The sequence below is a fragment of the Streptomyces sp. NPDC088810 genome, from assembly GCF_044750305.1.
GTDB lineage: Bacteria > Actinomycetota > Actinomycetes > Streptomycetales > Streptomycetaceae > Streptomyces.
Genome location: NZ_JBIVJQ010000001.1, coordinates 173,815 through 200,490 on the forward strand (window position 1 = coordinate 173,815; position 26,676 = coordinate 200,490).

Annotated in this window: 26 protein-coding genes and 3 tRNA genes; 16 read left to right on the plus strand and 13 right to left on the minus strand. The window is 69.7% G+C overall.

Annotation, left to right across the window (positions count from 1 at the left end):
- Positions 1-359 precede the first annotated feature (359 nt).
- Both ACIP4Y_RS00770 and ACIP4Y_RS00775 read right to left on the minus strand, forming a co-directional pair.
- A complete protein-coding gene (locus ACIP4Y_RS00770; RefSeq protein WP_358638255.1) occupies positions 360-1,049 on the minus strand; it encodes a FadR/GntR family transcriptional regulator in 690 nt (229 codons plus the stop codon).
- Positions 1,050-1,125: 76 nt separating this feature from the next.
- Positions 1,126-1,199: transfer RNA gene (locus tag ACIP4Y_RS00775), tRNA-Lys, on the minus strand.
- A 186-nt stretch (positions 1,200-1,385) separates the two neighbouring features.
- On the opposite strand from ACIP4Y_RS00775, the gene ACIP4Y_RS00780 reads away from it, so the two are divergent.
- The 4 genes from ACIP4Y_RS00780 to ACIP4Y_RS00795 all read left to right on the plus strand — a co-directional run bounded on the left by ACIP4Y_RS00780 (position 1,386) and on the right by ACIP4Y_RS00795 (position 5,190).
- Positions 1,386-2,663, plus strand: coding sequence for a peptidoglycan-binding protein (locus tag ACIP4Y_RS00780; protein WP_401385973.1), 1,278 nt, complete (start codon positions 1,386-1,388; stop codon positions 2,661-2,663).
- Between the two features lie 72 nt (positions 2,664-2,735).
- Positions 2,736-3,872: an SPFH domain-containing protein gene (locus tag ACIP4Y_RS00785; protein ID WP_401385976.1), complete on the plus strand. Its 1,137-nt coding sequence runs from the start codon at positions 2,736-2,738 to the stop codon at positions 3,870-3,872.
- 125 nt (positions 3,873-3,997) lie between these two features.
- Positions 3,998-4,603 carry a lytic polysaccharide monooxygenase gene (locus tag ACIP4Y_RS00790; protein ID WP_358638261.1) on the plus strand — a complete coding sequence of 202 codons (606 nt, stop codon included), beginning with the start codon at positions 3,998-4,000 and terminating at the stop codon, positions 4,601-4,603.
- Between the two features lie 119 nt (positions 4,604-4,722).
- Entirely contained in the window at positions 4,723-5,190 is a 468-nt protein-coding gene (locus tag ACIP4Y_RS00795; protein ID WP_401385979.1) for a DUF3592 domain-containing protein, read from the plus strand.
- A gap of 139 nt (positions 5,191-5,329) precedes the next feature.
- Here the strand turns inward: ACIP4Y_RS00795 and ACIP4Y_RS00800 are convergent.
- From ACIP4Y_RS00800 to ACIP4Y_RS00835, 8 genes are all read right to left on the minus strand, one after another.
- Positions 5,330-5,403: transfer RNA gene (locus ACIP4Y_RS00800), tRNA-Lys, on the minus strand.
- 92 nt (positions 5,404-5,495) lie between these two features.
- Positions 5,496-6,248, minus strand: coding sequence for an IclR family transcriptional regulator (locus tag ACIP4Y_RS00805; protein ID WP_401385981.1), 753 nt, complete (start codon positions 6,246-6,248; stop codon positions 5,496-5,498).
- 195 nt (positions 6,249-6,443) lie between these two features.
- On the minus strand, positions 6,444-7,226 hold the full coding sequence (ehuA, locus tag ACIP4Y_RS00810; protein ID WP_358638267.1) for an ectoine/hydroxyectoine ABC transporter ATP-binding protein EhuA: 783 nt from the start codon (positions 7,224-7,226) through the stop codon (positions 6,444-6,446).
- Positions 7,216-7,866 (minus strand): ectoine/hydroxyectoine ABC transporter permease subunit EhuD, encoded by a 651-nt coding sequence (gene ehuD / locus ACIP4Y_RS00815; RefSeq protein ID WP_401385985.1) that lies wholly within the window; start codon positions 7,864-7,866, stop codon positions 7,216-7,218. Before ehuD ends, ehuA begins: the two co-directional genes overlap by 11 nt.
- Positions 7,863-8,510 (minus strand): ectoine/hydroxyectoine ABC transporter permease subunit EhuC, encoded by a 648-nt coding sequence (gene ehuC, locus ACIP4Y_RS00820; protein ID WP_401385988.1) that lies wholly within the window; start codon positions 8,508-8,510, stop codon positions 7,863-7,865. Before ehuC ends, ehuD begins: the two co-directional genes overlap by 4 nt.
- Positions 8,510-9,424, minus strand: coding sequence for an ectoine/hydroxyectoine ABC transporter substrate-binding protein EhuB (ehuB, locus tag ACIP4Y_RS00825; RefSeq protein WP_401385991.1), 915 nt, complete (start codon positions 9,422-9,424; stop codon positions 8,510-8,512). The genes ehuC and ehuB overlap by 1 nt, the downstream gene beginning before the upstream one ends.
- A 129-nt stretch (positions 9,425-9,553) precedes the next feature.
- Complete coding sequence (locus ACIP4Y_RS00830; RefSeq protein WP_401385994.1) at positions 9,554-10,960, minus strand: amidase; 1,407 nt, start codon at positions 10,958-10,960, stop codon at positions 9,554-9,556.
- Between the two features lie 28 nt (positions 10,961-10,988).
- The gene (locus tag ACIP4Y_RS00835; RefSeq protein ID WP_401385997.1) at positions 10,989-11,942 is read right to left on the minus strand and encodes a D-2-hydroxyacid dehydrogenase; all 954 of its coding nucleotides are present in this window, start codon (positions 11,940-11,942) and stop codon (positions 10,989-10,991) included.
- Positions 11,943-12,183: 241 nt separating this feature from the next.
- Here ACIP4Y_RS00835 and ACIP4Y_RS00840 point away from each other — a divergent pair, with 241 nt between their 5' ends.
- From ACIP4Y_RS00840 to ACIP4Y_RS00855, 4 genes are all read left to right on the plus strand, one after another.
- Complete coding sequence (locus ACIP4Y_RS00840; RefSeq protein ID WP_401386000.1) at positions 12,184-12,915, plus strand: decarboxylase; 732 nt, start codon at positions 12,184-12,186, stop codon at positions 12,913-12,915.
- Positions 12,916-13,020: 105 nt separating this feature from the next.
- Positions 13,021-13,389: a hypothetical protein gene (locus tag ACIP4Y_RS00845; protein WP_358638279.1), complete on the plus strand. Its 369-nt coding sequence runs from the start codon at positions 13,021-13,023 to the stop codon at positions 13,387-13,389.
- Between the two features lie 126 nt (positions 13,390-13,515).
- Positions 13,516-14,085, plus strand: coding sequence for a bifunctional DNA primase/polymerase (locus tag ACIP4Y_RS00850; protein WP_358638281.1), 570 nt, complete (start codon positions 13,516-13,518; stop codon positions 14,083-14,085).
- A tRNA-Lys gene (locus ACIP4Y_RS00855) sits at positions 14,076-14,149 on the plus strand. The genes ACIP4Y_RS00850 and ACIP4Y_RS00855 overlap by 10 nt, the downstream gene beginning before the upstream one ends.
- Positions 14,150-14,232: 83 nt before the next feature.
- Here ACIP4Y_RS00855 and ACIP4Y_RS00860 read toward each other — a convergent pair.
- On the minus strand, positions 14,233-15,492 hold the full coding sequence (locus tag ACIP4Y_RS00860) for a M6 family metalloprotease domain-containing protein (protein WP_401386004.1): 1,260 nt from the start codon (positions 15,490-15,492) through the stop codon (positions 14,233-14,235).
- Positions 15,493-15,823: 331 nt separating this feature from the next.
- Here ACIP4Y_RS00860 and ACIP4Y_RS00865 point away from each other — a divergent pair, with 331 nt between their 5' ends.
- The gene (locus ACIP4Y_RS00865) at positions 15,824-17,629 is read left to right on the plus strand and encodes a putative bifunctional diguanylate cyclase/phosphodiesterase (RefSeq protein ID WP_401386007.1); all 1,806 of its coding nucleotides are present in this window, start codon (positions 15,824-15,826) and stop codon (positions 17,627-17,629) included.
- On the opposite strand, the gene ACIP4Y_RS00870 is transcribed toward ACIP4Y_RS00865, so the two are convergent.
- Entirely contained in the window at positions 17,608-18,705 is a 1,098-nt protein-coding gene (locus tag ACIP4Y_RS00870) for an LLM class flavin-dependent oxidoreductase (RefSeq protein WP_401386010.1), read from the minus strand. The genes ACIP4Y_RS00865 and ACIP4Y_RS00870 overlap by 22 nt on opposite strands.
- 354 nt (positions 18,706-19,059) lie before the next feature.
- Between ACIP4Y_RS00870 and ACIP4Y_RS00875 the strand changes: the two genes are divergently transcribed.
- Both ACIP4Y_RS00875 and ACIP4Y_RS00880 read left to right on the plus strand, forming a co-directional pair.
- Positions 19,060-20,817: a recombinase family protein gene (locus ACIP4Y_RS00875; RefSeq protein WP_401386013.1), complete on the plus strand. Its 1,758-nt coding sequence runs from the start codon at positions 19,060-19,062 to the stop codon at positions 20,815-20,817.
- Between the two features lie 70 nt (positions 20,818-20,887).
- On the plus strand, positions 20,888-21,499 hold the full coding sequence (locus ACIP4Y_RS00880) for a hypothetical protein (protein WP_401386016.1): 612 nt from the start codon (positions 20,888-20,890) through the stop codon (positions 21,497-21,499).
- Positions 21,500-21,687: 188 nt separating this feature from the next.
- Here ACIP4Y_RS00880 and ACIP4Y_RS00885 read toward each other — a convergent pair whose 3' ends face one another.
- Positions 21,688-22,074: an STAS domain-containing protein gene (locus ACIP4Y_RS00885; RefSeq protein ID WP_401386019.1), complete on the minus strand. Its 387-nt coding sequence runs from the start codon at positions 22,072-22,074 to the stop codon at positions 21,688-21,690.
- Between the two features lie 321 nt (positions 22,075-22,395).
- On the opposite strand from ACIP4Y_RS00885, the gene ACIP4Y_RS00890 reads away from it, so the two are divergent.
- From ACIP4Y_RS00890 to ACIP4Y_RS00910, 5 genes are all read left to right on the plus strand, one after another.
- The gene (locus tag ACIP4Y_RS00890; RefSeq protein ID WP_401388592.1) at positions 22,396-22,611 is read left to right on the plus strand and encodes a helix-turn-helix domain-containing protein; all 216 of its coding nucleotides are present in this window, start codon (positions 22,396-22,398) and stop codon (positions 22,609-22,611) included.
- A 29-nt stretch (positions 22,612-22,640) separates the two neighbouring features.
- Complete coding sequence (locus tag ACIP4Y_RS00895) at positions 22,641-22,985, plus strand: hypothetical protein (protein WP_401386022.1); 345 nt, start codon at positions 22,641-22,643, stop codon at positions 22,983-22,985.
- A 14-nt stretch (positions 22,986-22,999) separates the two neighbouring features.
- Positions 23,000-23,908, plus strand: coding sequence for a hypothetical protein (locus tag ACIP4Y_RS00900; protein ID WP_401386025.1), 909 nt, complete (start codon positions 23,000-23,002; stop codon positions 23,906-23,908).
- Between the two features lie 498 nt (positions 23,909-24,406).
- Entirely contained in the window at positions 24,407-25,153 is a 747-nt protein-coding gene (locus ACIP4Y_RS00905) for a histone-like nucleoid-structuring protein Lsr2 (RefSeq protein WP_401386028.1), read from the plus strand.
- An 88-nt stretch (positions 25,154-25,241) separates the two neighbouring features.
- The gene (locus tag ACIP4Y_RS00910) at positions 25,242-26,657 is read left to right on the plus strand and encodes a DUF3987 domain-containing protein (protein WP_401386031.1); all 1,416 of its coding nucleotides are present in this window, start codon (positions 25,242-25,244) and stop codon (positions 26,655-26,657) included.
- The last annotated feature ends 19 nt before the right edge of the window (positions 26,658-26,676 follow it).

Sequence of the window (26,676 nt, forward strand, 5' to 3'; positions counted from 1 at the left end):
CGGACCGTGCCGGTGGCTGCACCGCGAGCGTCGTGGTCGTCGCGTACCTGCCCGGGACGACCGGCTGATCCCCGGCCAGGCCCGCAGTCACCGGGTCCCTGGCCGGAAGTCGTGCGGCGGCTCGGACCGTGCCGGTGGCTGCACCGCGAGCGTCGTGGTCGTCGCGTACCTGCCCGGGACGACCGGCTGATCCCCGGCCAGGCCCGCAGTCACCGGGCCCCTGGCCGGAAGCCGCGCGGCGGCTGCACCGCGAGCGTCGGGGTCGTCGCGTACCTTGCCGGGACGACCGGCCGAGCGCCCCTGCGTCGCTCCCCCCAGGTCCACCGCTCTGCGCCCGCTTGCCAGGCACCCCCGGCCGCTCACCCCTTGGTGGCCGCCACCGGGGACAGGCGGGTGCGGAGGTTGCCGAAGTGGTCGCGTATGGCCCGTTCCGCGCGCAGGGAGTCGCCGGAGCGCACCGCGTCCAGGATCTCCCGGTGCTGGCGGCAGGTGACCCGCGGATCCTGTGCCACCTCCACGAGGTCCTGCTGCACCCGGTGGAAGGCGTCCCAGAACGCCTCCAGCACCTCGCCGAGCAGCACGTTGTCCAGCCCCCGGTAGAGCGTGGCGTGAAAGGCGCGGTCGGTCTCGGCGAGCCCGGTCCCCTCGGCGGCCTCCCGCTCCATGCGTTCCACGAGCGCCTCCAGCGCCACGAGGTCCGCCTCCGGCAGCCGCCCGGCCAGCCGCGACACCAGCCCGGTCTCGACGGCCTCACGCAGCTCCAGCAGCTGGAGCAGGGAATCCTCGCCGCGGTAGTGGCCGGCCACGGTGCGGAAGGCCAGCCCCTCGATCATCGGCGCGAACGACATCGAGCCGACGTACGTCCCGAACCCGTGCCGGATCTCCACGATGCCCATCGCCTGGAGCGCCTTCAGCGCCTCCCGCACCGAGTTCCGGCTCGCCCCGAGGAGCCGCATCAGCTCCGGCTCGGTGGGCAGCGGGGCGCCCGAGGGCAGCCGCTGGTCCACGATCAGCTTCTTGATCCGCTCCTGAAGGTCCCGGGCTGCCATGGCGAGAGGGTATCCGGCCATTCGGGCGGAGGGCATGCGAAAAGCCCCCCGCTTCCGCGAGGGGCTTTCCGGTCGGTGCGCCGCCAGGGACTCGAACCCCGGACCCGCTGATTAAGAGTCAGCTGCTCTAACCAACTGAGCTAGCGGCGCCTGCTGACGGAGAAAACTCTACCCGACCCCCAGGGGTGCTCCTGACCACCGGGAGGGGGCGGGGCGGCCACCCGGAGGACCGCGTACATCATTCGGACCGTCAAAATGCGCGTTCCGTGCCCGGTTGGGAAACTGATCAACGTGCACACTCGCGGACAAACCACCCCCGAATGTGAGGCAGATCGCATGACCGCTCCCGTGTTCGAGGACATCGACCCGGCGAGCGACTGCGACTGCCCCGGCTGCGCCCACGAGCGGCCGGCCCTCCGTCCCCTGCCCGGCCGTAGCCACCCGGCGGCCCGCGGAGTGGTGGTCGTGGCCGCCGCGTCCGCCGTCCTCGGCACGGTCCCGCCGGCCGCCGCCCTCACCCCCGACCACTCCCCGCACCGCCAGGCCCTGCCCGGCGACGGCGAACCCGACACCCCGCAGGGCGCCAAGGCCCCGCTGCACGGCCCGGCGGGCAAGCCCGGGGGGTCCCCGACCGCCCCGCTCCCCGCCACCACCCGGACGGCGATCATCAACCGCGCCAAGGTCTGGGTCGCCGCGAAGGTGCCGTACAGCATGTACGCCTTCTGGTCCGACGGCTACCGGCAGGACTGCTCCGGCTATGTCTCCATGGCCTGGGGACTGCCGAACAACGAGTGGACCGGCAGCCTCGGCGCGTTCGGCGTGAAGATCACCAAGGAGGAGCTGCAACCCGGCGACATCCTGCTGTACCACAACCCCGACAACCCCGAGAAAGGCTCCCACGTCGTGATCTTCGGCGGCTGGACGGACTACACGCACACCTACTACACGGTCTACGAGCAGACGCCCCCGCACACCCGCCGCCAGGCCACGCCCTACCCCTACTGGAGCAACGCCGCCAAGTACATCCCCTACCGCTACAAGGGCCTGACCAAGGCCGCGGCCGGCACCGGCCCGGCGCCCGGCGGGAAGGCGGTGGCGGCCTACCCGGGGGCGGCCTACTTCGGCCCAGGCGCCCGCAACAAGTACGTCACCCTGCTCGGCGAGATGCTGATCGCCAGGGGCGCACGCTCCTCCTACGCCCAGGGCCCGGGACCGGTCTGGGGCGAGGCCGACCGGCGCGCCACCCAGGCGTTCCAGCGCGCCCAGGGCTGGACGGGCGCCGACGCCGACGGGATCCCCGGCCGGCGCACCTGGGAACTGCTGGCCACGGGCCAGGGCAAGGACATCCCGGCCGCCGGACCCGCCTCGCACGGGGTCCCCGGCTATCCCGGCCGGCGGTACTTCCGGCCGGGCCAGAGCAACGACTACATCACCCGGCTCGGCGCCCAGCTGGTGAAGAAAGGATTCGGCCGGTTCTACGGCCTCGGTCCCGGTCCGCACTGGGGCGAGGCGGACCGGAGGGCCGTCGAGGCCTTCCAGCGCGCCCAGGGCTGGCGCGGCGGTGCGGCGGACGGCTACCCCGGGCCGGAGACCTGGCGCCGCCTGTTCGCCTGACCGGGCCCCCACCCGCACTTCACACCCCTGTTTCCTGTTCATGACGCGTCTGGCGCGGAGGCTGGAGCACGCATGAGTACGACCGCATCCCACACGCCGCCCGAATCCGAGGGGCAGTCGGACGGCGTGGCCGCCGGCCCCGGCACCCGGCCGGCCCGCCTGATCCAGAACGAGGCGACCACCGAGATCCCCGTCCACCTGCTCTTCCGGGACGACCCCGACCCGGTGAAGGTGCCGCTCCGGCCGGCCGTGGTGGCCCGCCGGCAGGGCACCGGCGAACAACCGCGACTGCGCCGCCCGGTGCCGGTGCGCAGGCGCCCGCTGCCGCAGGCCGACCCGGAGCTGGCGGAACGCCCGGCGCGGGTGCTGCCCGGCGCGGCCGGGGTGCTGGCCGGGGCCTGCGGGGTCACCGGCTGCCTGGCCACCACCTGGTGGGCGGGGCTGCTGCCGCCGCTGGCCACCGAGGCGCTGCGGCTGCCGGCGTCCACGGGCGCCGGTCTCGGTCCCGCGCACTGGGCCGCGTACGCCGGGGCCGGGATGCTCGGCGCCTTCGGCTTCGGCGGGCTGGCCCGAGGGCGGGCCGGACGGGCGTGGGTGCTGGGCCTGTTCGGGCGGTACCGGGGGACGGTCCGGCGTACCGGGCTGCTGTGGGTGAACCCGCTGGTGCTGCGCCGCCGGGTGGACGTGCGGCTGCGGCACTGGCGCAGCGAGGCGATGCCGGCGACGGACCCCGACGGGGTGGCGCTGCGGGTGGTGGTGCTGGTGGTGTGGCGGGTGCGGGACACCGCGCGGGCCCTGCTCGGCATCGACGACCACGAGACCTATCTGCGCGAGTGCGTGGAGGCGGCGCTGGCCCGGGTGCCGGTGGAGCCGGCGGGCGGGGTGCGGGGCGGGACGACGGCGGCCGGGGACGCGCTGACCCGGCTGGTGGCGACGGAGACCGCGCCGGTCGGCGTGGAGGTGTTCTCGGTGCAGCCGGTCCGGGTGGACTACGCCCCCGAGGTGGCCGCCGCGATGCACCGGCGCCGGATCGCCGCGCTGGACGCCCGGCAGCGGGCCAGCATGCTCAGCTCGGTGGTGGACTCGGTGGAGGACACGGTGACCCGGCTGACCATGCGCGGTCTGGTCGAACTGGACGACTACGAGCGCAAGGTGCTGGTCCGTGACCTGACGGTGGCGTTCTGCTCGGGGCGCGGGGAGCCGGTGTAGCGGCGGGCGCACAGCCGGTCCGCGATTGGTATGGACATGTTCAACTAACGGCAATAATCTGAGACTTGGTCTAGACCTGATCTGCACGGCTCACCGAACTCCCCACGTTCCCCAGGAGCGGCAGCATGCGCACCAAGACCAAGTTGTCCGCGGTCGTGCTGGGCGCGGTCACCGCGGGAGCCTTCGCGCTCTCCACCGGCGGCGCCAGCGGGCACGGCTACACCGACCTCCCCATCAGCAGGCAGAAGCTCTGTCAGAACGGCACCGTCGCCAACTGCGGCCAGATCCAGTGGGAGCCGCAGAGCGTCGAGGGCCCCAAGGGCTTCCCGGCCGCCGGGCCCGCCGACGGCCAGATCTGCAACGCGGGCCTGGGCCAGTTCGCCCCGCTCAGCTCGCCGAGGACGCCGTCCGGCGCGGCCTGGCCCGCCACCAAGGTGACGGGCGGCCAGTCGTACACGTTCCGCTGGCAGTTCACCGCCATGCACGCCACGACGGACTTCAAGTACTACGTCACCAAGCCGGGCTGGAATCAGAACCACAACCTCGCCCGCTCGGACCTCAACCTCACCCCGTTCCTGACGGTGCCCTACAACGGCCAGCGCCCGCCGGCCACCCTCAGCCACAGCGGCACCCTGCCGAGCGGCCTGAGCGGACACCACGTCATCCTCGCGGTGTGGACGATCGCCGACACGGGCAACGCGTTCTACGCCTGCTCGGACGTCACCTTCTGATCCCCGTTCCGGTACGGGACGGAAACTGAGGTTCCCTTGAGGCCGGGCGCCCCGCGTGCCGGGTAGGTTCCCGCCACACCGCTCGATCGGGAGCGGCGGACCTTCCTCGGGGGAACCTCATGTTCGAGTCGCTCTTCTACGCCGTCCCCGCCCTCATGCTCGCGGGCTGCGCGTACGCCGCGTACCTGCTGGTCCGCCGTGCCCGGCGGATCAGCAGGACGTGGAGGCACGGCCTCACCGCCGAGGCGCGCTGCCTGCGGATGTTCACCACGACCAGCGGGGGCGGCGGGGACACCTCCGTGCACACAACCGTGCACCACGTCTACGAGTTCACCACCCGTGAGGGCCGCACGGTCCGCTTCGAGGAGGAGAACGGCCCCGCCACCGTCCTGGAGGGCGACTTCGTGACCGTGCGCTACCTGCCGGAGCTTCCCCAGCGCGCCACCGCGCTGCCCCCGGCGCGCAGCAGGCTCGCCGCCGGCACCGGCGCCGGACTGGTCCTCCTCGGCACGGTCGGCACCTTCTGCATCGGCTTCATGGCCGTGGCCCACATGATGTTCTCCGAGCCCGGCGGCATGATGCCGTAGCCCTCCCCATCTGACGCGTGTCGGTTACCGTGCGTCGCCATGGAGCCGACGACGGTCGCCGGGGGAGGCGTCGTACCGGCCACTGGCCAGGGAAGACGCCGAAGGGCCCCTCGCAAAAGCGAGGGGCCCTTCGATCACGTGCGCCGCCAGGGACTCGAACCCCGGACCCGCTGATTAAGAGTCAGCTGCTCTAACCAACTGAGCTAGCGGCGCATGACTCCCGCCTGCCTCGGATTTTCCTTCCGCGGCCGGCGACGAAGAAAATACTACCTGGTCCCGAGGGGTGCTCGTGACCACGGCCGGATCTAGAGCGTCAGCGACAGGACCACCGGAGCCGCGCTCCGGTTCAGGGTCTCCGCCGCCTGCTTCAGCCGGTGCGCGTGCTCCACCGGGAGCGACACGGCCAGGCAGCCCACCGAGGCCCCCGCGGTAAGCGGTACCGCCGCGCAGACCGTGCCGACCGCGTACTCCTGGAGGTCCAGGACCGGCACCGTCGGCGGCTGCGACTCCAGCCGGGACAGCAGCAGCTTGTCACTGGTGATCGTCCGCGAGGTCAGGCGGGCCATCTTGTACCGGGACAGGTGGTCGCGGCGGGCGTTGTGGTCCAGCTGGGTCAGCAGGCTCTTGCCGACGGCGGTGGCGTGGGCGGAGCAGCGGAAGTCCACCCACTCGTTGACCGCCGGGGTGGCCGGGCCGGCGGCGTACTGGGTGACGCGGACCTCGCCGTCGAGATACCGGCTGAGGTAGACCGCCGCGCCGACCGAGTCGCGCAGCCGGTCCAGGGTGTGCTGGAGCTTGTCGCGCAAGGCCCGCTCCCGGTCGTGCGCCGAGGTGAGCCGGCGCAGGGTGTCGCCGGTGACGTACGCGCCGTCGGTGATCTGCTCGACGTAGCCCTCGCGGCGCAGCATCCGCAGCAGGGCGGTGAGCCGCTCGGCGCCGAGGCCGGTGCGGCGGGCCAGCTCGGTGTCGGTGACGCCGGCGGAGTGCCGGGCCACGGTCTCCAGCACGCGCAGCGCGTCCTGGGCGGAGTGGTACGGGGCGGTCGGCTCGATCCTCATGTCGGTCCCCCTCGGCCACGATCCGGGTCGGCGGATCGTTACCACGATAGCCGTCAAAGGCTGGACGGCGAGAGGTTGTTGGCGAGATTGCGCCCGTGCGCCCCGGCTCCCAACTGCGGTGGTGATCCGCTGGCATATGCCAGGGTCATGCTCCAGCGAGCGGACCTCGGCTCTTCCCGCCCGGACCCCGCGTCCTCACAGCACCGCGCTGATGAATTCCCGGGTGCGCTGCCGCTCCGGGTCGCCGAAGATCTTCTCCGGCGGCCCGGCCTCGATGACCCGGCCCCCGTCGAACATCAGCACCTGGTCGGAGATGTCCCGGGCGAAACCCATCTCGTGGGTCACGCACAGCATCGTGATGTCGGTGCTGCGCGCGATGTCCCGGAGCAGGTCCAGCACGCCCGCGACCAGCTCCGGGTCGAGCGCGGACGTCACCTCGTCCAGCAGCAGCACCTGCGGCCGCATCGCCAGCGCCCGGGCGATCGCCACCCGCTGCTGCTGCCCGCCGGAGAGCCGGGTCGGCTTCGCGTCGCACTTGTCGGCCAGGCCCACCAGGTCCAGCAGCTCCCGGGCCCGCGCCTCGGCCTCGTCCTTCGACAGGCCGAGCACTCGCACCGGCGCCTCGGTGAGATTGCGCAGCACCGACATGTTCGGGAACAGGTTGAACTGCTGGAACACCATCCCGATCTTCTTGCGGACCTCCCGGACCTGCTTCTCCGGCGCCGGGAACAGCCGCTGCCCGTCCACGGTGATCGTGCCCTCGTCCGGCTTCGTGAGGGTCATCAGCAGTCTGAGGATCGTGGTCTTGCCGGAGCCGGAGGGGCCGATCAGGGTGACGTGCCGGCCCGCGTCCACGGACAGGTCCAGGCCGTCGAGGACGGTGTTGTCCCCGAACCGCTTGGTCACGCCCTCCAGACGGATCAGCTCGGTCGGCAGGGTGCCGGTCACGGCCGGCTGCTTGCTGGTCTCAACGGACAAGGCGTCGCTCCAGGGTGCGCAGACAAAGGGAGGCCAGGTACGAGACGACGATGAAGGCGACCCCGATCACCGTCAGGGGCTCGGTGAACTGGAAGTGCTGCTGGGAGACGAGCCGCGCCCGGCCCAGCATCTCCAACACGCCGATCGTCATCAGCATCGGCGTGTCCTTCAGCATCGCGATGACGTAGTTGCCGAGCGGCGGCACCACCCGGCGGACCGCCTGCGGCAGGATCACCGCCGTCCAGGTGCGCCGCACCGGCAGGCTGAGCGCCGTCGCGGCCTCCCACTGGCCCGGCGGCACCGCCTCGATACCGGCCCGGTAGACCTGCATCGTGTACGTCGAGTAGTGCAGCCCGAGCCCGAGGACCCCGGTGATCAGCGGGGACAGGGTCACGCCCGCCTCCGGCAGCACGTAGAACAGGAAGAACAGCTGCACCAGCAGCGGGGTGTCCCGCACGAACTCCGTGAAGATGCCCACCGGCCAGCGCACCCACCGGGTCGGCGTGCGCAGCAGCAGGGTCCACACCAGGCCCAGCGCGAACGAGATCAGCGACCCCAGGGCCAGCGCCTCCAGGGTGACGGCCAGGCCCTTCCAGAAGTACGGCAGGAAGTCGGCGACGGCTCCCCAGTCCCAGCTCATCGGGCCACCTCCGCCTTCAGCCGGCGCTCCAGCACCCGCATCCCGCGGGTCAGCAGGAAGGCGATCACGAAGTAGATCAGCAGCAGGTACGCGTAGATCTGGCCGCTCTGCTGGAGGGCGAGACGGACCAGGTTGCCGCTGAACGCCAGGTCGCCCATGCCCGTGATGGACACCAGCGCGGTGCCCTTGAGCAGTTCGACCAGCAGGTTGGAGAAGGACGGGATCATCTCCGGCACCGCCTGCGGCAGCAGGATCAGCCGCAGCCGCTGCCAGGGCGAGAAGCCGAGCGCGATCCCGCCCTCCCGCTGGGCCGGGTCCACCGCGGCCAGGGCGCCGCGCACGATCTCCGAGCCGTACGCGCCGTAGGTCAGGCCCAGCGCGAGCGTGCCGGCCCACATCGGCACCAGCTGCCAGCCGAAGGCGACCGGGAGCACGAAGAACACCCAGAAGATCATCACCAGCGCCGAGGTGCCGCGGAACACCTCGGTGTAGCAGGCCGCGAGGAAGCGGACGAGGCGCGAGCGGTGGGTGCGCGCGGCACCGGCGACGAAGGAGACCGCGAGGGCGAGCAGCGCGCTGTACACCAGCAACTGCAGTGTGATGCCCATGCCGTGGAGGACGAGTTCCCAGAGTCCCGCAGTCATCAGCCGCACAACTCCTTCGCGGTCAGGGTCGTCATCTCGGCCTTGGTGAAACCGAAGGGCCGGACGATCCGGTACAGCTCCCCGCTGCGGCGCAGCTTGTGCAGCTCGGCGTTGAAGGCGTCCCGCAGCCGCGTCTCGGCCGGCCGGAACGCGAACGCCCCGCCGTCCGCCTTCGGCTTGCCGTCGACGAGCGCGACGAACGGCTCGGTCGACTCGGCCTTGGCGGAGCCCCGGGCGACGAGCCGGGCGGTGACCGCCGTGGCCGCGAACAGGTCGACCCGCCCGGACTCCACCGCGTTCAGCCCCGCGACCTGGTCCGGCACGATGACGAGGTCGTTCTCCTTGTAGCCCGCCTCCACCGCGTGCTGGATCTGCGCGTACCCGGTCCCGGTGGCCACCTTGGCGTGCTTGCGCAGCGCGTCCGCGTAGGTGCGCAGGCCCAGCGGGTTGCCCTTGCGGACGATGAAGGCGTCCGGCATCCGGTAGTCGGGGTCCGCGAAGATCACCTGCTCGCAGCGGTCCGGGGTGACGTACATGCCCGCGGCCACCACGTCGAACTGCTGCGACTTCAACCCCGGGATCAGCGAGCCGAACTCGGTCGGCACCGGCTGCACCCGGTCCACGCCGAGCCGCTTGAAGATCACCCGCGCCAGCTCGGGCGCCTCCCCGGTGAGCTTCCCGTTCCTGTCGATGTACCCGAAGGGAATCTCCCCGGCGATCCCGAGCCGTACGACACCCAGCGCGCGCAGCCGCTCCAGCAGATCGCCGCCGCCCTTGCCGGACGCCGACGCCACCCGGGTGCAGCCCGCCCCGCCCAGCGCGCCGAACGCGGCGAGGCCCGCGAGCACCGAGCGCCGGGTGTGTCTGTGTTCCGACCGGATCGTGTGTACGTCGTTGCCAAGTGGTGGAGCCATGGCGGCGCGGCTACCCAAGGCCAATCGGGCTATGCACCCTGGTTTTCCCGGCCTGCGCCGACGCGCAATCTACGTCCTCTTCCTGCCCTTCACCTCCACGGAACGCCCACTGACTCCCCGGTACTGTGCTCAGTTTCCGGCCGGCGTGACCTTCCCGGGCAGGGGCAGGCCGGCCTCGTACAACGCGTGCGCTGCCCGCAGCACCAGATCGTCCCGGTGCCGCGCGGCGACGATCTGCATCCCCACCGGCAGGCCCGCCCCGTCCAGTCCCACCGGCACGCTCGCCGCGGGCTGCTGGGTCAGATGGAACGGGTACGTGAACGGGGTCCACCCCGTCCAGCGCCGGAACACCGAACCCTTCGGCACCTCCAGGCCCGCCTCGAACGCGGTCAGCGGCACGGTCGGCGTCACCAGCAGGTCGTACCGCTCGTGGAAGCGCCCCATCCGCCGCCCGAGGCTCATCCGGACCTCCACCGCGGCCAGGTACTCCAGCGCGCTCATCCGGGCGCCCTGCGCGCAGATCTCCCGCAGCCCGGGGTCCAGCAGCTGCCGGCGGCGCGGCGAGAAGCTCTGCGTGAGGCGGGCCGCGCCGGTGAACCACAGGGTGTGGAAGGCGTCCACCGGATCGCTGAAGTCGGGGTCGGTCTCCTCGACGTACGCGCCGAGGTCGGCGAGCGCGGCCACCGCCCGCCGTACCGCCGCGGCAACCGCCGGCTGCACCGCCACCTGCCCGCCCAACGTCGGCGAGTACGCCACCCGCAGCCCCCGCACACCTCCCCGCAGCGCCTCCCTGAAGGAACCGGGCGCGGGCGGCAGCGCCGACCAGTCACGCGGGTCGGGGGTGCCGATCACATCCAGCAGCAGGGCCGCGTCGGCCGCGTCCCGGGTCATCGGCCCGGTGTGCGACAGCGTGCCGAACGCGCTCGCCGGATACAGCGGCACCCTGCCGTACGTCGGCTTCAGTCCGAAGATCCCGCAGAACGCGGCCGGGATGCGGATGCTGCCGCCGCCGTCCGTGCCCAGCGACAGCGGGCCCGCGCCGAGCGCCACGGCCGCCGCGCTGCCGCCGCTGGAGCCGCCGGCGGTGCGCGTGGTGTCGTACGGATTGCGGGTGATCCCGGTCAACGGGGAGTCGGTGACGCCCTTCCAGCCGTACTCGGGCGTGGTGGTCTTGCCGAGGAACACCGCGCCGTGCTCGCGCAGCCGCGCCACCGGCGGCGCGTCCTCGTCCCATCTCCCCTGCTCGCTGATGGTCTTCGAGCCGCGCAGGGTGGGGTGGCCGCGCAGCAGCAGGATGTCCTTGACCGTTACCGGCACCCCGTCGACCAGCCCGACCGGCTCCCCGCGCCGCCAGCGGGCCTCCGACTCCCGGGCCCGGGCGCGCGCGTCCTCCTCGGTGAGCCGCACGAACGCGGTCACCTCCGGCCGGCTCCGCCGCGCCCGCTCCAGCGCCTCCTCGGTCACCTCCACCGGGCTGAACTCGCCCTTGCGGTACCCGTCCAGGAGCCGGCCGGCGGTCAGATCGGTGAGCTGCATGCACCCTCCAGGGGTCGGTGACGGTCCTTCAGTGACCGGGCACGTATCCACGCGTCTTGTCGACCACGTTGGGCAGGGATCTGCCCGCCGCCCACCGTTCGTACAACTCCACGAACTGCGCGCCGAGGTCGTCCCGCCAGCCGATCGTGTCGCCGCTCATGTGCGGGGACACGATCAGCCCCGGCAGCTCCCACAGCGCACTGTCCGCGGGCAGCGGTTCGGCGGCGAACACGTCCAGCGCCGCGCCCGCGATCCAGCGCCGGGCCAGCGCCCGGGCGAGGGCTTCCTCGTCGACCAGGTCACCCCGGCCGACGTTCACGAAGAACGCCGAGGGCTGCATCACGCCGAACCGGCGGGCGTCGAACATGCGGTACGTCTGCTCGGTCAGCGGGGCCGCCGCGATCACCCAGTCCGCGCGGGAGACCAGCCGGTCCAGGTCGTCCGGTCCGTGGATGCCGGTCCGCGGCACCCGCCCGACCAGCGCCGTCGTCACGCCCAGGGCCTTCAGCGCGCGGGCGATCGCCCGGCCGATCGGACCCGAGCCGACCACGCACGCGCGCGTGCCCGCCACCCGCCGGGTCTCCCGGTGCCGCCAGGTTCGCTCCCGCTGGTACTCCAGCGTGCGCGGCAGATCCTTGGCGACCGCCAGCACCAGGGCCGCCACGTACTCGGCGATCGGCTGGTCGAAGATCCCGCGCGCGTTGGTCACCACCGTGTCCGACGCGGCCAGCTCCGGGCACATCAGATGGTCCACGCCCGCGCTCGCCGTGTGCACCCAGCGCGGCCGCGGCCCGCCCCCGGGCCACGCCTCGCGGACCACGGGCGAGGTGAAGTCCCACACCAGCAGCACGTCCGCGGCGGGCAGCCGCTCGGCCAGGTGCGCCCCGTCCGTGTGCACGATCCGGGCGCGCCCGGTGAGGCGGCCGAGCCGGGGCGGCGGATCGGCGTCGAGGACCAGCACAGTGGGGACGGTCGGCGTCATGCGGGGCGGCTCCCGGCGTCTGACATGCGCGGATTGACCACGCTCGCACCCGAACCCACCCTCGTCAACACGGGCGTACCCACGATCCGTTGCCCACTCGTCTCCCAGCGTGAGCCCGGTGCCGGCCGTGGACGCTGTGACGCCCCCGCCATCTCGGCCAACCAGGTCACGAAATGAGCTGCGCTGCGCCGGCTGGGTACCCGGGCCCCGTACTGCCCGAAGAACAGCAGGAAGGCTGGACATGACCGCACTCGGATTCCTCTACCCGGGCCACTTCGCCGAGGACGACTATCCGCGCATCGAGCAGCTCCTGGGCAGCGACATCCGGGTGGAGCTGAGCCACACCGACAGCGGCGAGGACGCCCACGGGGTGGACGTGCTGCACGGGACGGGCACCGCCGCCCGGCTCGCCGAGGGCGTGGAGGAGCTGCGGCTGGCCGGGGCCGAGACGGTGGTGTGGGCGTGCACCAGCGGCAGCTTCGTGCACGGCTGGGAGGGCGCCCAGGAACAGGTGCGGAACCTGGCCCGGCTGGCCGGGATGCCGGCCTCGTCGACGTCCTTCGCCTTCGTGCACGCGGCCCGGGAGATCGGCGTACGACGGGTCGCCGTCGGCGCCACCTACCCGGACGACGTCACCGCCCTCTTCGCGGACTTCCTGCGGTCCGGTGGCCTGGAGGTGACGGGGCTGCGCTCCTCGGGCGTCGCCACCGCGGCGGAGGTCGCCACCTGGGGGGAGGAGGACGTCCTCACGCTGGCCCGCGCGGCCGACGCCGCCGACGCGGAGGCCGTGCTGCTGCCGGACACCGCCCTGCACACCGCCGCGCACCTCGGCCTGCTGGAGAAGGTCCTGTCCAAGCCGGTGCTCACCGCCAACCAGGTCACCGTGTGGGAGGCCCTGCGGCTCGCCGACCGCCGGGTGAACGCGCCGTCGCTGGGGAGCCTCTTCACCCGGGAGCCGTTGGTGCAGGTGTAGCCCCGGGTTCCTTCTCGCCGTAGGTCCCCTTGCGTGGGCGCGGGACAATGGACGGTGGCCCACCTGAAGGCGGTGCCGGTGAACCGTACGAGGAGGAGACGAGTCATGGCGGAGCCCACGCCGCGTCGGAACGAACCGCGGCTACGCCCCGCGCCCCTGCTCTTCGAGCCCGCGGAGGCAGCCGGGGATCCGGAGCACTTCTTCGACCTGGAGTCGATCGAGGATCCGCGGGCGCTGCTGACCCGGGCGACGGAGCTGACCCAGGCGTTCCGCGCGGCCGCCGACCGGGCGGTGGAGTTCCAGGCCATCGCGGCGGCCCAGCTCGCCGACCCGCGCCGGTTCGACCGGCTGACCCCGGCGGACATCGCCGAGCGGGCGGAGTGGACCGAGGACTACGCGAAGAAGATGGTCGAGTTCGGCCGGGACCTGATGCGCGGCGAGCCGGACGGACGCACGCCCGCCGATCCGCTGTGACACCCGATCCGCTGTAACACCCGGTCGGCATATGCCAGGCGGGCAAGATACTCCTCCTCGACCGCCCCTGTCCCGGTTTTCGGCAACCCAGAAGAACGGTCCGCTCACAGCCTGTACACGTAGTACATGAGCAGCGCACCGAACGTCACCCGTGTCAGCCCCGACGGCGTCGCCTGGCTCGCCTCGGCAGGAACGTATGCGCGCAGCACCCTGGCCCTGTGGGAGGAGCGCCCGGACGCCCCGGTCGTCCTGCCCTGCGGCACCGTCTTCGACGTGGTGAGCGCCCCGGCGGTCTTCGGGCGCCGCATGCTGGACCGGCTGTGGGACCAGGGCGCGGGCTCGGGCCCGGTCGCGGTGTTCCGGGGCCGGATCCTGCTGTTCGCCGCCCCGGGCACGGCCCAGCGGCTGCCCTCGCTGCTGGACTGGGAGGAGTGGGGGTCGCAGCGGGCCCAGGCGGTGCCGCCGCTGCTGTGTCACGGCGTCGGCGACGCGGTGACCGTACCGCCCCTGACCTGCGACGACGCCTCCGGCTCCGCCCGCTGGCTGGTCGCCCCGGACACCCGGCACCCGTGGCTGCCCGGCCCCGAGGTGCTGCTCTGGGCGGCCGTGCGCGCCGCCCGGGCGGCGGTACGGATTTCGATTTTTCCTCCGGCCGACCAGGATGCTAATGTCTACGACGTCAGCAGGCGCCGCTAGCTCAGTTGGTTAGAGCAGCTGACTCTTAATCAGCGGGTCCGGGGTTCGAGTCCCTGGCGGCGCACGCAACAAAACGGCGGGTCCGGTTCGAAAGAATCCGGCCCGCCGTTTTCGTATACACCTGCGGCTGCTCGCCGCGCCGGGTCCTCAGTCCTCGACTCCCGGTGTGATCTTCACCGTCCACGCCCCCGAGGCCGTCCGGCCCTCCGCCTCCACCTTCACGCCCTCCCCGGGCACGGTGAAGCTCTCCCCGAGGAAGACCGGCGCGTCGGCGAGGGGCGGGTAGACCGAGTTCTCCCAGCAGGCGTCGGTGTGCGGGTGGGCGTCCACGACCTGGACCGGCCCGTCGCCGGACGCGGCGCCGCCGTGCACCCGGTAGACCAGGATCCCCTGCCGGCAGGACACCCGGTCGTTGCCGGCCGCGCCGCGCGCCTCGAAGGCGAGGGCGCTGTCCGGGCCCGTGCGCACGACCGCGAGCTTGACGCCGTCGCCGAGGCCGAAGGCGGGGGTGCCACCCGCGCCCGGCACCGTGACGCCCGGCCCGGCCGCCAGGGGCTCCAGGGTGAGCCGGGCCGGGGTGGCACCGCGCACGCACACCACCTGGCGCGGGCCCAGCCAGCCCAGCCGCCACTTGTGCCAGCCGAACAGGTCGGGGGCCAGCCCGAACTGGCTGCCCATCAGGTCCCAGTCACCCACGTAGGTGTCCCAGTCGCCCTTGCCGTCGACCGGACGGTGGTACAGGTCGGGCAGGTCGAAGACGTGGCCGGTCTCGTGGGCGAGGACCAGCCGGTCCGGTGGATGATGCTCGAACACCGTGACGACCCGGTGGATGTCGGTGCCGTCCCTGTGCAGGGGTGTCTCGAGGTTCACCACCTTCGTGGCGTCCGAGTCGACGCCGGGCGCGTCCGGGTCGGCGACCAGGTACACGACCGGGTAGCGCGAGAAGTCGACCTCCTTGTCGGCCACGGCGAACGCGTCCCGCAGATAGGCGGCCCGGTCCTCGGCGCTCCAGTCCCGCCGCATGGCGTACGACGTCGACGGGCGCGGCATGCGCAGCCAGTGCTGCAACGGGTGCGGGCGCAGGGTGAACCTGCCGTAGGACGCCTGCTCGTAGAAGCGGCTGGTGGCCGGGAAGTGGTCGGCGGCCAGCTGGGCGGGGGTGGTGCGAGGGGTGGCGTCAGGGAAGGAGAGGAAGACCATCACGGCGTCGAGTGCGCCGGCCGGGCGGGTGTAGACAGGGTTCCAGGTGTCCACGCCCTCGGAGTGGTGGGCCTCGGTGCGGTGCAGGGCGCAGGGGGCCGTCGAGAACGGCTCGGCGGCCGACGGTCCGGTGAGGATCGAGGTCGCGGCGAGCGCCGACATCGTGGTGAACACGGCGGCGGTGCTGCGCAGCTTGGGCACGGACATGACCTCCGGATGCGGTTCGCGGGACCCGCACCCAGATTGCTGGTATTCGTCGGGCTTTGCCCTGTTTGCCTGCACCAGAAGGGTGAGCGCGCCCCCGTCGTACCCCGGCGCGCCCCGGCGCCCGACACCCCGAAACACTCACGGAACGTCACAACTGGTCGGGGGCCTGTAGAACCCGTCCAGGTGCGGGCAGAAACGATCTGTCAGAACCTGTGGTCGGTCCGGGACACTGGACAGTGGCTGGAAGGGCCCGGGGCCAGCCTCTATGATCGGCACACTTTCCGGCACGGACAGGCACGGACACAGATCGAGTGCACTGCGGGAGCGAGCGGTGAGCGGAACGTCCGAAGGGCCGACGCCCGCGGCAGACCTCGACCGGTCAGCCGTCACAGACAGTCACCACACCACCTACCACCGTGTCTTCGCGACCGCGCCGCTCGCCATGGCGGTCGTGGCCCCCGAGGGCTACGTCGTCAGCGCCAACGCCGCCCTCGGCGAGCTGCTCGGCACCGACCCGGACACCCTCGTCGGGCGGGTCGCCGCCGACCTGGTGGACCTGGCCTCCGACGCCCGCAGCTGGCACGCCTACCGCGAGGTGCTGCGCGGCCGGCAGGCCCGCCTGCGCTGCACCCGCCGCCTCAAACGCCCCGAGGGGCTCTCGGTGTGGGTGCAGATCACCGTCGCCCCGCTGGCCGACGGCGAGCCCGGCGTGCTGATGTCGGTCACCGACATCAGCTCCCGCCGCGAACTCCAGGCACAGCTGCGGCACTTGCAGATGCACGACCCGGTGACCCGGCTGCCCAACCGCACGCTGTTCTTCGAGCGCCTGACGGCCGCGCTGGAGGCGGAGTCGTACGAGCAGAGCGGCACCGGCCGGATCGGCCTGTGCTACCTGGACCTCGACGGCTTCAAGGCCGTCAACGACACCCTCGGCCACCGCGTCGGCGACCGGCTCCTGGCGGCCGTGGCCGGACGCCTGACCCGGGTCGCCGACGAGACCGGCTACGCCCGCGCGGCAACTCCCCTGGTGGCCCGGCTCGGCGGCGACGAGTTCGCGCTGCTGGTGGAGGACTCCACCGGCACCGAACAGCTCGCCGACCTCGCCGAGTCCGCGCTGAAGGCGCTGGAGGAACCCTTCGATCTGGCCGGGCAGCGGCTGTCGTTGACCGCGTCCATCGGCGTCGTCGAGCGGCACGCGGCCGGTACGACGGCAACGGGCCTGATGCAGGCGGCCGATACGACGCTGTACTGGGCGAAGGCCGACGGCAAGGGCCGCTGGACCCTGTTCGACCCCGAGCGCAACGCCCACCGGATGACCCGTCAGGCGCTGTCCTCCACGCTCCGCCCCGCCATCGAACGCGGCGAATTCGTCCTCGACTACCAGCCGTTGGTGGCCATGGAGGACGGCCGGCTCAATGGCGTGGAGGCGCTGATCCGCTGGCATCACCCGCAGTTCGGCACCTTGACGCCGAATCGGTTCATCGGATTGGCGGAGGAGGACGGGTCGATCGTGCAGCTCGGCCGCTGGGCGCTCGCCACCGCCTGCCGGCAGGCCCGCCGCTGGCAGCTGGACCGCCCCGGCGAACCGCCCATCTTCGTCAGCGTGAACGTCGCCGTACGGCAGGTGTGGGACTCCGACCTGGTGGCCGACGTGGCAGAGGTCCTCGCCGAGACCGGGCTCGCCCCGCACCTGCTCCAGCTGGAGCTGACCGAGTCGGCGGTGATGGGCTCGGCGGGCCGCCCGCTCCAGGCGCTGCAGGCCCTGAGCGACATGGGCGTGCGCATCGCCATCGACGACTTCGGCACCGGCTACTCGAACCTCGCCTACCTGAGCCGGCTGCCGGTCTCCACGCTGAAGCTGGACGGCTCCTTCGTGCGCGGCTTCCAGTACGAGGGCGACAAGAAGGCGGTCGCCCCCAATCCGGCCGACGAGGTCATCGTGGAGGCGATGATCCAGCTCGCCCACCGGCTCGGCCTGACGGTCACCGCGGAGTGCGTGGAGACCTCGGCGCAGGCCACCCGGCTGCGCCGGATCGGCTGCGACACCGGACAGGGCTGGCTGTACTCCCGCCCGGTGTCGCCGGATCGTATCTCCGAGCTGCTGGGGGAGCAGACCTACGCGGTCGGCAACCCGTAGGCGTCCGCGATCAACTCGTACGAGCGCAGCCGCAGTTCGCCGCGGTGTGCGTGCGAGGTGAGCATCAGCTCGTCGGCGCCGGTGCGCTTGTGCAGATCGTCCAGGCCGGCGCGGACCTCGTCGGCGGTGCCGTGCACGATGTTCGCCGTCCAGGAGGCGACGAACTCCTCCTCCATCGGGCTGAACTCGTGGCTCTCGACGTCCTTCGGGTCCGGGAACAGGCCAGGCCGGCCGGTGCGCAGCCGGAGCATGTTCAGCGCCACCGCGCGGGTCTGGCGGCGGGCCTCCCGCTCGTCGTCCGTGGCGATCGCGGAGACGCCGATGAGGGCGTACGGCTCGGCCAGCACGGCGGAGGGCCGGAAGGTCTGCCGGTACAGGTCGAGCGCCGGGATGGTGTTCTGCGCGGAGAAGTGGTGCGCGAAGGCGAACGGCAGGCCCAGCATGCCGGCCAGCCGGGCGCTGAAGCCGGAGGAGCCGAGCAGCCAGATCGGCGGGCGGTGCGGGGACTGCACGCCGCCGGGGGCGGTTCCCTGCACGGGGCCGGGGATCGCGTGGATACGGGCGTACGGGTGCCCGTCCGGGAAGCTGTCGTCCAGGAACCGGGTCAGCTCCGCGAGCTGCTGCGGGAAGTCGTCGGCGCCCTCGTTGAGGGTGTCGGTACGGCGCAGGGTGGCGGCGGTGGCCCCGTCCGTGCCCGGCGCCCGGCCCAGGCCCAGGTCGATCCGCCCCGGCGCCATCGCCTCCAGCGTGCCGAACTGCTCCGCGATCACCAGCGGGGCGTGGTTGGGCAGCATGACGCCGCCCGAGCCGAGCCGGATGCGGTCGGTGTGGGCGGCGAGGTGGGCGAGGATCACGGCAGGCGAGGAGGAGGCCACGCCGGGCATGGAGTGGTGCTCGGCGACCCAGTAGCGGTGGAAGCCGCGGGCCTCCGCGAGCCGGGCGAGCGCGACGCTGGTGCGCAGGGCGTCCGTCGCGGTACTGCCCGCGCCCACCGTCACCAGATCCAGTACGGAGAGGGGCGCCGGGGCGGTCCCGTGGCCGGTCCCCCGGATCTCGTCTGCCTCGTCTGCCACCACGGTGTGAGCCTCCTGTTCCGAGCCTGAGCTGTCCCGGTACTAACAGGAGAGACTCTCCGCTTATTCCGGAAACCGGCCCGGTTCCGGGCGCGAGCGACTCGGCGCGCACGTCACCGCCAGGTCACCCGGTGTTCGGCCAGGTGGGACAGGACCGCGTGGTTCGCCTCCCAGCCGTCCGGGCTGTGACCGTCGGCCGGACTCCGTCCGGTGGATGGGGCGGTGCCGGACGTCAGGGGCGCCAGGTCACCCGGTGTTCGGCCAGGTGGGACAGGACCGCGTGGTTCGCCTCCCAGCCCTGGGAAAACAAGATCACCAAATTTGGACCCCAGGGCTCCGGTAACGGAAGGTGAGGCTATGTCCAGTGCACGTCTCTTGCCCGGTATGCGGGTCCTCAAGGTGCGGCGTATCAGCCGTGACACTGAGGACAGCTCCGCCCTGCTCCGCCAGGGGGAGGAGCTGGACCGCGCGACCGAGGAAGCCAGGTTCACCGTGGCTGGAGAGGTCGAGGATGTCTGTGTCTCCGGCGCGGTCAACCTGGACGACCGGCCGAAGCTCGGCCGATGGATGAAGGACCCGCTCTGGCACGAGTGGGACGCGATCATGGTTACGTCGCTGGACCGGATCACCCGGGATCAGCACCACTGGGACAGGTTCGCGGAGCGCTGCCACAAGGGCGGCAAGGAGATCGTCTGTCTCGATGATCCGAGCCTCGACATCCACACGCCCACGGGCCGGATGATCGCCTACATCAAGGCGACTCAGGCACAGGAGTACCGCGAAGCGATCGTGAGGAAGCGTCGGAACCAGACGCAGTACTACCGTGATGCGAGCCTGTGGGGCGGCGGCACCTGGCCCTTTGGCTACCGGCCTGTCATGGTGGATCACCACGGCAAGCAGCGCTTCAAGCTCGTGATCGACCCGGTAACTGGCCCTCTCGTCCGTGAGGCGTACGAGCGAATCGCGGAGCAGGGATGGTCCATGGGTCAGCTCTGCACCGACTGGAACTCCCGCCCCCGGCACGTCGCGGATTGCGTCGACCAGGGCAGCGAGACGCCGCAGTGTGACTGCCCGCGCGGAGTTCTGACCTCTCAGGACTACCAGCGGAGCATCAACGCCCAGGAGAACAAGGCGGGCGTCAAGACGCACATCAAGGGCACCAAGTGGAGCACGTCCACCCTCGGCAAGATCCTGAAGAAGCCCACACTCAAGGGCGTGGCGATGCACAAGGGTGAGCCGCTGCTCAGGGACGGATTGCCCGTGCGATGGGCTGACCCGATCCTGACGGACGATGAGTTCGACAAGCTACAGATCGCCGTCACCGAGCTGGGCAAGTACAGGGCGGGCATCAAGTCGAACGCCTCGCCCATGACGGGAGTCTTGTACTGCCCGTGCGGCATGAAGATGTACGAAAACAGCTCCCTGGTGAAGCTGAGCACGGGGAACACCAAGAAGCACAAGTATTTCCGCTGTGCCTCTTGGTCCAACGGTGACGCTTGCCAGTTCTCCACGTCGTGGCCCCAGGTAGAGATCTACCAGGCCGTAGAGGAGTCATTCCTCTCCAAGCTGGGAGCCGAGTACATAACGGAACGCTCGTACGTGCCCGGCAAGGACAACAGGCAGCAGATCAAGGAACTGGAAGCGGCCATGGAGAACCTCTCTCAGGCCATCGCCCAGGCTTCTTCGGCGGCTGCTGTCACGGCGCTCACGGCGACGCTTGAGCGCCACGCCACGAACCTCGCAACGCTCCAGGAAGAGCCCTTCGTCCCAGGCCGCTGGGAAGAGACGAGCACCGGCCAGACCTACCGCGCGAAGTGGCAGCAGATGGCCGATTGGAAGGAGCGAGGCCCGTTCCTTCGTAAGGCCGGTTTCCGGATCTTCCTCGTAGGTAGCCCCAAGGTGGGGCTGTCCATCGGCCTCATCACTCCGAAGGATCTGCAAGAGCGGGCGAGCGGTGCTCTGCAAGGCAACTGGGCGTCGAGCGAGGGCGAAGAGTACGAGCGGGGAGCCTACGCGGCGTTCCTTAGCTTGCTCTCTGAACAGCTTCACCAACTGACTGATCTGGAGGAACTGAAGCAGGAGAAGTACAGGGATGACTTTGACCCCGAGCCGTAGCCATCCCGCCTGACCCCTCCCAGGACCCCGGGCTTGTCCCGGGGTCCTCCCCTTTGCCTAGGAAGTGCGAATGACTGAGACACCGTGGCCGCGCCGCCTGCTTGCTGCGACCCATGACGTGAAGACCGAGTGGACCCGAGCCCTGTTCGATGCCTTCGGGCCGGGTGGCCTACTGGCCCGCGAGGCACCCGAGTTCGGGCGTGAACATCTGCTGTGGGCCTTGGCCCAGCTCCGGCATACGAACGGCCGTACCGGCCTGATGTTCACCGGGGATACGACGATCGCGGATGAGCTGGGCTACAACACGAACGACCACCCTGGGAAGAGGTGCCGGGACGTACTGACACGGTTCGGGTTCTTCACCCAGCAAGGCAAGCAGGGACGGGCGGCGAAGCTCCGCCTGTCGGTGCCCTTGGAGCTGCTGGACGATGAGGAGACTTACCCCGCGCTGTCGAACTCCGTGGATGATGAGGTCATCACCGTGGCCGACACCCTGCCGAGCAAGCCCAGGAAGAAGGCAGCGCCGAAAAACGGAGCGTCACGGCCGGCTGAACCCTCCGAGACGGGAAGCGTCGAAGCCTGCCCGGCCCACCCGGGAGGGGACTGCCCTGACCCCGCCGACCCGTTCAACGCGGCACCACCCTGGGGCCCGGTAGTCTGTCGAGCTGCCCTTGGCGTCTAGCGTGCTCATTTCCCCGTTGAACCGGGGACTTAGTTAGTAGTTGGTAGTACGTAGCTCATAGAGCGTAGGTAGTAGTGAGTAGGGGCCCCTCTGCCGGGGCCCTCTCTCATTTCCTGTTCAGTTCAGGACCTTTGGGGTCCTGAGTCAGCCAAGGCAAGTGGAGTTAGGCAACTGGTTGCCAACGACACCTAGGACTTCTCGGCCAAGCAAGCGTCTTCCAGGGACGCGCGTATATCTAGGACGGAATCAGCTTCGGTAATCTCAAGCACCCGTTGAAACTGCGGTGCGGGAGCAACGAGCCGAAGAGTGGTTTGTGAATGAACGCGAAGCAGGAGATTCAAGAATGTTGAGTCTCCGAAGGTAACCCCGGCGACGTCCAGCACCACAATCGAATGCTTACGCGCGGCGGCCTCCAGGGCATCGGCGAGGGGAGCGATCGTCTTCATGTCGTACTCCCCGTGAGCGGCGACTACCCACGCCCCGTTCAGCTCGTACTGAACGACGCCAGCGGCCGTCGGAGTGGCCCCGCCGAGCTGCGGGTCTGCCTGCTCACCATGCCACTCACCTTGACTCATGAGTAGCAGTATGCCTGAGCGGCCACGGTCCGGCGAGGGGCACTTGCCCTCCAGCAACTGTTACAAACAGGTGACATGCGCCTCACTTGCTGATGGTGCTGTCCCAGACCGGACGCTTTGACACCGACATCTTTAGTGAGAGCAGGGTCGCTGTGGGGTCCGTCTCACTTCTCCCCTCATTAGGGCGGAAGTGCGTGACAGGACACATACATCATTAGTGAGAGTCATCCTCACGGGACTTGATCGACCTCGGCCGCAGAGGCCGGGGCTTTCTTTTTGCCTGCCGTCGCGCATTCCTGCATGACTGGAATGGAGTCATCAATGTTTGATCGTCACTTCTTCGCGGCCCGCCGCACTGCTCTAGGGCTTTCTGTGGAAGCCCTGGCTGAGGGGATTCGCGTAGCCCCGTCCACAGTGCGCCGCTGGGAGTCCGGTGAGACGTGTCCGAGTCTTCGCACTCTTGCACTGGCCGCCAGGCATCTCCGTATCCCCCTGTCCTCACTCATGAGTGAGGCAGAGAGCAACCGGGCTGCCTAAACCCGAACCCTTAGTTAGGAGGTGTCGCCATGAGCGACGCACAACCGACCCCCCAGGCCATGCCGGCCGACCCTTCCCCTTCCCTCCGAGCCGAGGTCGAGCGGGAGTATTCCGGGAAGCTGGCACGGGCTGAACTTAAGGGCCACGCCGCCCAGGCCGGAATTACTCTCCCGGATGGGTTCACCGAATACCTGGATGGTTCCAAGCTGCTTGGTGAAGACGGCAAGCCTTCAGCCGAGGCCATGGACAAGGCCCTTGCGCCTTTCAAGCCCAAGGACCCGGCGTTCCCCCATCTCGTCGGCTCCGGCCCAAACCGCAGTGGCGGCCCTCTGCCTGAGCCCCGCCGCATTTCTCTCGACGTTCGTAAGCGATAACTAGGAGTATCTCTATGAGCCTTGCCTATCAGCAGCCCGGCACTACCACTTTCATCCCTGAGATTTGGGACGCGGAACTTCTCACGCAGTTCGACCCACTTCTTGTCTGGGCGTCGCCGTTTGTGGCGAATAACAAGTATGAGGGCGAGATCCGGCAGAAGGGTGATGTCGTCCACATCAACAGTCTTCTTCGGCCCACCGTGGGCGATTACACGATCGCTGACGGTATGACGGCCCAGCGGCCGGAGACCGTGGATCAGAAGCTCACTATTACTGAGGCGAAGTATCTACAGGTTTTGGTCGAAGATGCGGAACGGGTTCAGCTTGCCGGTGGCCTTGACTCGCCGATCAACCAGCAGATGATCCGGGCCTTGGCCCGCGAGGCTGACGCCTTCATGGGCAACATCATCGCCACCGGGGCGACGGCGCTTCCAGCCATCACACCGACGGCCGAGAACATCCCTCAGAGCCTCTACAGCGCGATCCTGGACATGATGCTGGCCCTGGACGACAGCGACATCCCGGCAGGCCGTTACGTGGTCGTCTCGCCGCGCGTGAAGCGATACCTCATCGAGCATCCGGCCGTGGCTAACGCTGCCGCGTACGGCGAAGGCGGTGTTACTGCCAATGGCGTTGTTGCTCGCCTTGCCGGGTTCACCATCCTGACCACTACGGCCATGCCTGCTGGTGTGGACATCGTGGCGGGTCACTCGGAGTTCGCCACCTACGCCAGCCAGTTCACTGGTTTCCGTGAGGGACAGTCGGAGAAGTACCGCGCTGACTACATCGACACCCTGCACCTGTACGGCGGAAAGATCGTGCGGTACCCGGAGCTGGACACCAAGAAGGCCGACAGCACCTTTGATGAGTCCAAGCCCACCAAGGGAATTGTCAAGGCTGCCGTTACCTGGCCTACTTCCTGACCCCTGGATTCGTTCGGGCCCCTGCACTCCGCGGGGGCCCGTTCCTCTCACGCTCAGTTGACCGAGACTCACGCCGGCCGTCGACTCACTGTGACGAGAACCAAGAGTCAGGATGCGCAACTGGTGTCCATTTCCGGTTTCTGGGACACCAACCGCCAAAAATGTGACGGACCTCTCTTGTTTTCACCTCTTTGGCCTCCAAAACACCCTTCCTTGGGGTCGAATCTGAGGTATTTCAGATTCCATGGGTGTGAGAATCGGTGAGCCGTGAAAATTTGAAACCCGTACACGATGGAAGGACGGCACCCCCGGTGGGTCCTATTTCTTTTCTATTAGGTATTACCCCCGGCATTCATAAACATTTGAGTAATACTTCAGTTATTCGTTAGTTACCGTTCCGTGATAGGGACGCGGAAGAATGGATGTCAGCGGGGAAGCCGTAGAGCAACGCTCCGGACCCTCACTCAGACTTCCGCACTAACGAAGGAATGCAGCGCTATGCGTAAGACGGTGCTTGTGCCGGTTGAGTACACCTTTTGTGATGCACACCTTGCGCGTGACGGCTCTGAAGTTGAGGCCACTTCATCCCTGACCTTGGGTAAGGACACCTGGCACCTGTGCCTTGAACACGACGTCTCTTTCGGCAGGTACCTCTGTGACGCTCTGGGTGCGCCGTCTGAGCGAGAGGCCGTACAGACTGAGCCTGAGTCCGCGCCGGTCGTTGAAGCTGCCTCGGAGCCGGAGCCGGAGCCGGAGCCGGAGCCGGAAGCGGTGCCCGTGGTGGAGTCCGACCCTGAGCCGGTGCCGTCCGTGATGATCGCCGGTGAGGTTCCGGGATACGACTGGGAAGACGCGCGGGAAGCAGTGCGCAACCTGGGATATGAGGTGGTCGGCCGTGCCGACGACAGCACGGTCCTGCTGATCCTGGGTGAGGGTGGCGACCGCAACGCCACCAAGCTGCGGGACGCTTCCGAGCGTGGCATTCCTGTGATGGACGTGCGGGAAGTGGGACGCTTCAAGTCGGCTGTTCGATCGGGTGAGTTGGTCGGCGGCGACCCGCTTCCGGAGCCTGCCAAGGTCGACCGCTCGGGGATGAGCGAGCGTGAACGCAACCGTGCCGTCCGGGCATGGGCACGAGAGAACGGCTACGCCGTGCCCACAAAGGGACGCATCCGCATGCATGTTCGTCACGCCTACGAGCTGACCCATCGGGACGCATCCGAGGGAAAAGCGGCAGCGGCCTGAGTGCCGCCCCCGCAGTGCCGGGCGTCGAGTGCGCCCGGCCTCCCCGGCCAGTGGCCACCCAATCAACCCTGTTCGAGATAGAGGCAGCATGAGCACCCCCGTTCTGTACGGTCCCATCGGTCGCGCGGTTCGCAGGATCTCCCCATTCCTGGAAGCGGACCCCCTGGGGGTGTATGTGGCTGCCCTGTCGATGTGGTCGGCCGCTATCGGTGGCTCGGTCAAGGTGTCTTCCCGTGGCCCCCGGCCCGTGCTGCTGTGGTCCGCTCTGGTGGCCGGTACCGGGCGCGGCAAGGGAACCGCGCTCCGGGCGGCGCATCACGTCCTGGACAAGGCTCTGGGCCGCTTCCTGGCCACGCACACCACGTCCGGGATCACGTCCGGGGCGAGCCTGGTCAATCATCTGTGGGAGCAGCAGGAAGCGACGGCCGAGACCGAGCACGGGCGGGACGTGCGGACTCTGGTGGTCGAAGAAGAGTGGTCGGAAGTGCTCCGCAGAGTGAAGCGGGATGCCTCGTTCACGACCAAGCTGCGGACCGCATGGGATGGGGCAGCGTTGCGCAACACGACCAAGGATGAGGCGCAGGAAGTACGGGACCCTGCAATGGTCCTGCACTGTCACGTCACGCCGTCTGACTGGTCGAAGTACGTCGGTGAGTCGGAAGCGGCGGGAGGGTCGTACAACCGCATCCTTCCCTTCCTGCTCGGGTCGGTGCCGCTGCTGGATGACGACCGGGTGAGCCTGCCGGAAGTAGATGGGCGGGACCTGTCCGACGCCTACGGTTGGGCCACGGCCAGGCCGCGCGTGATCACGCTTGCGGAGGATGCCCGGCCGCTGTGGCGGGTGGTTCGCCGGTACGCCCGCATCCTGGGTGAGACCCTGCCCGAAGGACAGGCAGTGTTCATCGAGCGGACGGCAGAGCAGACGCTCAGAGTTGCGGCCTGCCTGGCAGTGTCCGAGTGCTCGGAGGCGATCACGGAAGACACGCTGTCTGCCGCCTTCAGCTTGGTCCGCCGGTCGGTGCAAGACGCCGTCCGCATAACCAAGGGAGCGACCTCCCCCAAGGTGAAGCGGCAGCCGCTCACCCTTGAGGACAAGGTGCGGGCCCGGATCGAGATGCACGGCGGTCGGGCCACTTCCTCCCAGGTGCTCCCGTACGTGGGAGCGACCGCAGCGGAAGTCAAGGAACTGCCCGGCATCCTCGTGACCGTGGAACGGTCCGGGAGGACCGGCCGACCGGCCACCGTTTTCACGCTCCGCGGGGACAGTTCTGGTGACTCTGTGCCGCAGCCGGCCAGCGCGAAGGGTGAGCAGAACGCGAGCACTTCCGGTCACGCAGAGGTGCGGCCGGCAAGCGCGGAGTGTGAGCGGAACCGCGCTCAGGTTGTCCGTCTGGACGCTTATCGCCCGACACCGAAGCAGGTCCCTGAGCATGTGTCGGAACCGAAGCAACCGGTGAAGCGCGCAGAACCGGTCGACTTGAATCCCTTTCTTGCTCTGCTCTAGGAAATGCAAATTTGCCCCC